The organism is Flavobacterium phragmitis, from assembly GCF_900112575.1.
Lineage (GTDB): Bacteria > Bacteroidota > Bacteroidia > Flavobacteriales > Flavobacteriaceae > Flavobacterium > Flavobacterium phragmitis.
The window spans coordinates 612,991-619,666 of record NZ_FOMH01000002.1; the positions used below are offsets into that span (position 1 = coordinate 612,991).

Consider the following 6,676-nt stretch of genomic DNA (forward strand, 5'->3'; position numbering starts at 1 on the left):
CACACATAAATGAAGTGGATACCAAATTTTAATTCTTCAAACTCTTTGAGAGTTATTTTTGTAATCGCAGTTTTCATTCTGTTATTTCTTTCTTCAATTGCTTACAAGCATAATCAGGACTTGAATGAATCAAGTAAAGTGGTTATGCATACTTATGAAATAAACATCCAGCTCGAACGACTAATGTCGGCGATTAAAGATGCAGAAACGGGCCAGCGAGGTTATATCATAACTCGCAACGCCCGTTTTCTTACACCTTATATTTACTCGCGAGATAAAGTAAATACTTCTTTTATTACTTTAAAAAAACTGACTGCTGATAATCCGCAACAACAGGAAAATCTTCAAAAATTATTCAAACTCATTACCCAGCGTTTTGTTTCTTTTGAAAACTGTTTAAAATACAGTGATCCCAAAACTTACGATAAAAGAAAACTCGACAATCATATGTTTGGCGGTCGAATTTTGATGGAAAACATCCGCTTTAAAGTGGATGAAATGAATGATATCGAAAAAACTTTTCTAAAAACCAGACTTAAAATATACGATTCGGAAATTTCTTTAAGTCCGCTTTTTTCGATTTCGTTATTCTTGGTGGCATTATGTTTTATTTTATTGGCTTACAGACAAATCAGTCGAGATTTTGAACGCTTGAAAGTGTTTAATAAAAGACTTTTAATTTCCAGCGGTTTAATTGCAGAATCAGAAAGCATTGGTAATTTCAGTACTTGGCAATGGGATTTGGATGCCGATAAAATTGATTATTCAGACAATCAATACCGTCTTTTGGGTCACGAACCAAATTCTTTTGTTCCCAATAAAGCGACACTTTTAAAATTTGTTCATCCCGACGATAAAGAAACTTTTGCCTCTTATATGGACGGAATTGTGGAAAGAAAACAACTTCCGTTTGTTTATTATAAAATTGTCCGTCCTAATTACGAAGTCCGTTATTTCAAAACAACTGCTAAAATCGTAACCGATCAGCAGGGAAGTAAAATTTTGCTTGGAATTAATTTTGACATCACAGATGAACATTTATTAAATATCGAACTTCAGGAAAGAAATAAGGAATTGGAAAAAAGCAATAAAGAACTGGCTTCTTTCAATCATGTGGCCAGTCACGATTTACAGGAACCACTTAGAAAAATCCAGACTTTTATCTCGAGAGTTTCGGATGCCGATAAAGCCGTAATGTCCGACAGTGCGAAAAATTATATTTCTAAAATTGAAAGCTCGGCAAAAAGAATGCGTGTTTTGATTGATGATCTTCTTTTATTTTCAAGAACCAATACGACTAAAAAAGAGTTCATCAAAATCAATCTAAACGAACTTTTGGACAATGCCGAATCTGAACTAGCAGAAATTATCGAAGAAAAGAAAGCGGTTATTAAAACCAATAAACTCCCGAAACTTTCCGTAATTCCGTATCAGATCGAACAACTATTTATTAATTTAATTGGAAATTCATTAAAATACAGTCGGCCAGAAATAGAACCTGAAATATCAATTATAAGCGAAAAAGTAAATTCATCAGATTATCCAGAAATATTAGAACAATCGATAAAGAAATTTCACAAAATCACTTTCACAGATAACGGAATGGGATTTGACCCTCAGTTTAAGGAAACGATTTTTATTCTTTTCCAAAGACTGCATTCTAAAACAGATTATCCCGGAACTGGAATCGGATTGGCGATTTGTAAAAAAATTGTCGAAAATCACAAAGGTCATATCATTGCCGACAGCACACTTGGAAAAGGTTCTCAATTCACCGTTTTTCTTCCAGATTAAAGATTGAAAAAACACATCACATAAAATAGAAACAGGAGTTTAAGGAATTGTAAGAAAAAAAATCCCTGCCTTTTTAATTAACATATAAAAGAAATCATAGAAAAAACTATGGTTTCTTTTTTTTTGCCCCAAACCAAAACGGATTAAACCGTTGAATTATAAAGGATAAAGGATAAAAATAATTCGGCTATGGGAATTATATAACGTTTCGTTTTTATGCTGTAAAGCAAAATCTTTCATTCGTTAGCATCTTTGTAATGTAATACTTGAGGAAATAACAATGAAAGCAATTATCCCCTTAAAAGCTTCAATATTTAAAGTCTTTTTCTTAATCGTATTAGTACTATGCATTACGTCATGCAGAAAAATTAATCCGATTGAAAATTCTTTTAAAAACCAAGCTTTTGTGATAACAGAAAAAGAAGAGACAGAAACCTATTTCTTTATTTCGACGGCAAATGCGAGTAAGTCAATTATTTCTAAAAGTCAAATTGCACAACAAAAAAGTTCAGACGCCATCGTCCAAGAATTAGGAAAAAGAATCGAAATCCAAGAAAATCAAGTTTTGGACGAAGTATCAAAAATGGCCGCCATGAAGCTCATTGTCATTACTGAAATAAACGCCACACACAAAAGAGACCTGTACAATCTCATTGATGCAAAAGGCAACGATTTTAACGATGTCTATTTAAACGCCATGAAAGAAGCTTTAAGCGACCAGATTGAATTATTCGAAACCATTTCTAGAGAAACAAACGACAAACAGATTCTGGAACTAGTCTTGAGATTTTTGCCTGAACAATACAAGCTTTTAAGGGAAACCGAAAGAATACGAAAACAAAATGTATAAAAGCCTATTATCTATCAATTAACTAAATTTTTTACTATGAAATTACAAGCCAATTTTTTATGCGCCTTAACACTTTTTTTAGCAGCAACATTTGGAACGCTGCACGCTCAGGACAATAATGTAAATACCGAGTTCGGTGTAAAGGGGGGATTCAATATGTCGAATCTAACCAAAGACGACAACGTTGATGATAACAATATTTTATACGGTTTTAATGCCGGACTTTACGCTACACTTCCTATTTCAGATTTCGTAGCCATTCAGCCAGAGATTCTGTTTACAACAAAAGGTACTGAATACGAATACAATAACGCTTTTGGAAGTGGAAACACAAAATTCAAATTAAACTATATCGAGGTTCCTTTATTAGTGAGAGTGAATGTGACTAAAAACTTTAATATACATGCCGGTGGATATGCTTCTTACTTGGTAAGTTCTAAAGTTACTGGAAGCGGTTCTATAGACTTTAATGAAGACATTGATACAGATGATCTAGCGAAATTTGATGCAGGTGTATCTGCAGGTATTGGAGTAGATTTTAATCCAATTAGCATTGGCTTACGATACAATTACGGTTTAACAACTGTTGGGAAAGAAAGAACGATTGCTGGTACAACTTACACCTTTCCAGATGCCAAAAACAGCAATTTGACTTTATACCTTTCGTATAAGTTAAATTAAAAAAGAGAATTAATTATTAACCATTAAAATAAGAAACCATGTCTAATTTATTATATACAATCGCAGTGATTCTGGTTATACTTTGGGCTTTAGGGTTCTTTGTTTACAGCTTTGGAAGCATTATCCATATCCTTTTAGTAATTGCCATCATTGCCATTCTTCTTAGACTTATTAAAGGTCGAGAAATTTAAAACTTTTAAAATCAACAAATTATAAATATTAATCCAATTTAAAATTAATTATTATGAAAACTAGCACAACAATTTTAGGAATTTTAGGAGCCGCAGCGGCGGGAGCAGCAATAGGTGTTTTATTTGCACCAGACAAAGGTTCTAACACAAGAAAAAAAATCAAAGATAAATCGAAAGATTACGGAGATAATATTAAAACAAAATTTGACGGTATTGTTAGTACAATTAAATCAAACGGTAAAGAAATTATCGAAGATGGAAAATCTAAACTAGCTCAAGTTAAAGATGATTTTAATACACTAAAAGACGATGCTAAAGCAGTAAAATCAAACTACTAAAAGCTATCAAATTAGTGAATATTTCAAACCATAAAACCCTATATCATGGAACCAAATGCAACAACAAACGAGGAACTTAATCTTTATGAAAAAGCTGAAAATTATGCTAAAACAAGTTTAGAATTACTAAAACTAAAAACAGTATGTTCAGTTGCTGACGGTGTTTCATCATTGGCATCAAAGATAGCAATCGGGATTGTTGTTGCATTTTTTACTCTGTTTTTAAATATAGGAATCAGTTTATGGGTTGGACAAATGCTGGGAGAGTATTACTACGGTTTTTTTGTTATGGCATTGTTTTATTTAATCCTTGCCGTTATCGTGGTCAAATCGCATCATAGATTAATCAAAACGCCTATTGGTAACACTATAATCTCAAGCATTTTAAAAGAAACTAAAAACTGAGATTTAATTTATTAATACTTATAAAAGACTAACCTATGGAGGCTATATACACTATTGATCAATTAAATCGTAAAATTCAGGAATTAGAAGTTCGTCAAGATACAGAATGGTGTGCTGTCAAAGATCATATCGATGACATTAAAGAGAATTTGAAACCAATTAATCTGATTAGAAATACTGTCGAAGAAATAAACGAAACAGTAGGTTTTAAAAGTCATTTAGCACAATCGGCCATTAGTATCGGAATTGGTTATCTCGCCAAACGATTTATAGTCGGAAAAGGCGATACCATGTTCAAAGGCATTTTAGGCTCAATTGTTCAGCTTATCGTTACCAATCTGGTTTCTAAACCACAAAATGAAACTTCTGAAGAAGAGGAAGATTCATCACAGTATTAAACATCGCAAGAGTAATTTGTCAAACTAAATTTATGTATTATGGAAAAGTTAAGCGAAATAGTATTAAAAAATGGTGTATACGTTTACTCGAACCTATATAAATGTTTTGAATACACAAGAGTATTTTTAGGTGTCTAACTTTCATTATACGCTTTTGGGGGAAGCGGTTAATGAAGATTTGACCTTCACTATATATTTTTAAAAAAAGGCCAAATATACTTTGAGTATAATTGGCCTTTTTTTTAGTAACAAAGTAACAAAGGTTCAAAGTGACAAAGGTTCAAAGTGACAATAGGTTTTAAAAAACTTTGTTACTTTGCAACTTAGCATCTCTAATTATAATTTTGATAAATCGGTAATTTCAATCCAACATATACGTTCGCACCTTTTGAGTTGTTTGAAAACAGGTTTGAAACCAAAGTTCCAGAACCAACAAAAATTGGACCTGCTCTAAAACCAGTTCCAATCTGAGTTCCGCTGTATTCCATATAGGTTACTGGAAGATAAAAACTAAATTGTCTTGTCTCATATCTTGGCGTAAATGTAACCGAATTAGCAATTGTAGTTCCGTTGACTTTATTTGCATTCACTAAACTGAAATCACAGCTTAAATTCAGGTAAAATCTATTGTCGATATTCCAGTCAAAATTCGTGTGCAATGCTGTTGGCAAATTAGCTTTGACTGCTTTTCTTGATGATGTTTTAATATAATTTTGATCAAAAAACTCGAAAATGTCTTCGGCATCATCAATATCCTGCTGGGTTACTCTTCCATTTAAGTTATATGTGTTTTCTGTAATATTATTATAGTTCAAACTTCCGATATCCGTTACCGAAGCTGCTGCTTTAAACTTATAACGGTTTCCAATACAAGTATGGCAATTCGTGCGGTATTCATACGTAAAACCTAAATCTACGCCTACTCCAGCCGAAGACGGATCGAATTTCATCTTCTCTCCATTTTCATAATCATAACTTGCAGCGGTTCTTAAAGTTCCTGTAGAATAATACTCGCTCAACGCCGGATTAACAGCGTTTTTATTAAATGCGACACTAATATCACTTCCGTTGATGTAACCGTTTGCACCTGCCATTAAGTATTTTAAAGTGATTCCACCTTTTACAAAATGATCGTCGCGGTCTAACAATACAGTTCCGTAAGAAGCGCCAATTTCTGCCCACGAATTCGTAACTCCGTTTGGATTACCACCAGTAATCATAAAGCTGTTTGAGGCATCAATATCTTTATTCACCTCATCGATTAATTCCCCGTTTACATTCACCATATTGGTGATGCTACGCACACGCGAAAAAAGCGCAATACTGTGTACAGGTGTAATGTTAAGCGTAAACGAAGGTCCTAGAATATCCAGGTTTAGGTTTCCTCTGTTATTGCTTTTGAAGTTTTTGCTTGCATCAACGTCTAAATCATAATTTCCGTCCAAAGCGTCTAAAACGTTTATTCCGTATAAATCGTTTTGTCCAGTTCCGCTCATAGAAAAAATCGTAACATCCGATCTGTACTTAGAATCTACAACAGCAGACGGATTAAACAATACGCCTTGAATTCCGGCATAATTGTCGTCCCGAAAACCAAAATAAGACTGTGATCGCGCATAAAAAAAGCTTCCAAAGAAGCAACAGAAAAGTAAAGTTTTCTTCATAATTAGATTTTAAGGTTGGTTGGTCTACAAATATGAAACAAAAAATGTTAAAAAAAAACTTCTCGAATCCATCGATTCGAGAAGTTTTTTTGAGATACTGAGCTACTAAGATGCTTAGATTCTAAGTTTTACTTAAAAGCTCTTATAAATCTTACTGCTTATATACTAGCTGTAGTATTGTCCTTAATTTAAATTTAGAAAAAAAACATTATGAATGATTTTTTCTACTTGAAAACTTTACATTAATTTTTTGAAGAAATAACTTTTTTTTGGAGAGGTGCAAAGGACAAAGTGACAAAGTGACAAAGGTTTGTCCTTGTTTGTCATCTTGACGAAGGAAAGATCACACTAGAAA

General features: G+C 32.9%; 8 protein-coding genes. 7 read left to right on the forward strand and 1 reads right to left on the reverse strand.

The genetic code is table 11. The features are described from left to right. The first annotated feature begins 9 nt into the window (after positions 1-9). The 7 genes from BM289_RS05555 (at position 10) to BM289_RS05580 (ending at position 4,657) form a co-directional block, all read left to right on the forward strand. Positions 10-1,794: a sensor histidine kinase gene (locus tag BM289_RS05555; protein WP_091491513.1), complete on the forward strand. Its 1,785-nt coding sequence runs from the start codon at positions 10-12 to the stop codon at positions 1,792-1,794. 280 nt (positions 1,795-2,074) lie between these two features. After that, on the forward strand, positions 2,075-2,644 hold the full coding sequence (locus BM289_RS05560; RefSeq protein WP_091491515.1) for a DUF4142 domain-containing protein: 570 nt from the start codon (positions 2,075-2,077) through the stop codon (positions 2,642-2,644). A gap of 36 nt (positions 2,645-2,680) precedes the next feature. Further along, entirely contained in the window at positions 2,681-3,325 is a 645-nt protein-coding gene (locus BM289_RS05565; protein WP_091491516.1) for a porin family protein, read from the forward strand. Between the two features lie 38 nt (positions 3,326-3,363). Continuing rightward, the gene (locus tag BM289_RS25290; protein WP_143102046.1) at positions 3,364-3,516 is read left to right on the forward strand and encodes a lmo0937 family membrane protein; all 153 of its coding nucleotides are present in this window, start codon (positions 3,364-3,366) and stop codon (positions 3,514-3,516) included. Positions 3,517-3,569: 53 nt separating this feature from the next. After that, entirely contained in the window at positions 3,570-3,854 is a 285-nt protein-coding gene (locus tag BM289_RS05570) for a YtxH domain-containing protein (protein ID WP_091491518.1), read from the forward strand. Positions 3,855-3,899: 45 nt separating this feature from the next. Continuing rightward, positions 3,900-4,259, forward strand: a complete 360-nt coding sequence (locus tag BM289_RS05575; RefSeq protein WP_091491519.1) for a hypothetical protein — start codon at positions 3,900-3,902, stop codon at positions 4,257-4,259. 35 nt (positions 4,260-4,294) lie between these two features. Then, positions 4,295-4,657 carry a hypothetical protein gene (locus tag BM289_RS05580; RefSeq protein ID WP_091491521.1) on the forward strand — a complete coding sequence of 121 codons (363 nt, stop codon included), beginning with the start codon at positions 4,295-4,297 and terminating at the stop codon, positions 4,655-4,657. Positions 4,658-4,989: 332 nt separating this feature from the next. Here BM289_RS05580 and BM289_RS05585 read toward each other — a convergent pair whose 3' ends face one another. Then, entirely contained in the window at positions 4,990-6,321 is a 1,332-nt protein-coding gene (locus BM289_RS05585; protein ID WP_091491522.1) for a DUF5723 family protein, read from the reverse strand. Between the last annotated feature and the right edge of the window lie 355 nt (positions 6,322-6,676).

Excerpts from the sequence above, each read along its gene's own strand:
- BM289_RS05555 (WP_091491513.1), top strand. The coding sequence starts at position 10 with ATGAAGTGGATACCAAATTTTAATTCTTCAAACTCTTTGAGAGTTATT.
- BM289_RS05560 (WP_091491515.1), top strand. The coding sequence starts at position 2,075 with ATGAAAGCAATTATCCCCTTAAAAGCTTCAATATTTAAAGTCTTTTTC.
- BM289_RS05565 (WP_091491516.1), top strand. The coding sequence starts at position 2,681 with ATGAAATTACAAGCCAATTTTTTATGCGCCTTAACACTTTTTTTAGCA.
- BM289_RS25290 (WP_143102046.1), top strand. The coding sequence starts at position 3,364 with ATGTCTAATTTATTATATACAATCGCAGTGATTCTGGTTATACTTTGG.
- BM289_RS05570 (WP_091491518.1), top strand. The coding sequence starts at position 3,570 with ATGAAAACTAGCACAACAATTTTAGGAATTTTAGGAGCCGCAGCGGCG.
- BM289_RS05575 (WP_091491519.1), top strand. The coding sequence starts at position 3,900 with ATGGAACCAAATGCAACAACAAACGAGGAACTTAATCTTTATGAAAAA.
- BM289_RS05580 (WP_091491521.1), top strand. The coding sequence starts at position 4,295 with ATGGAGGCTATATACACTATTGATCAATTAAATCGTAAAATTCAGGAA.
- BM289_RS05585 (WP_091491522.1), bottom strand. The coding sequence starts at position 6,321 with ATGAAGAAAACTTTACTTTTCTGTTGCTTCTTTGGAAGCTTTTTTTAT.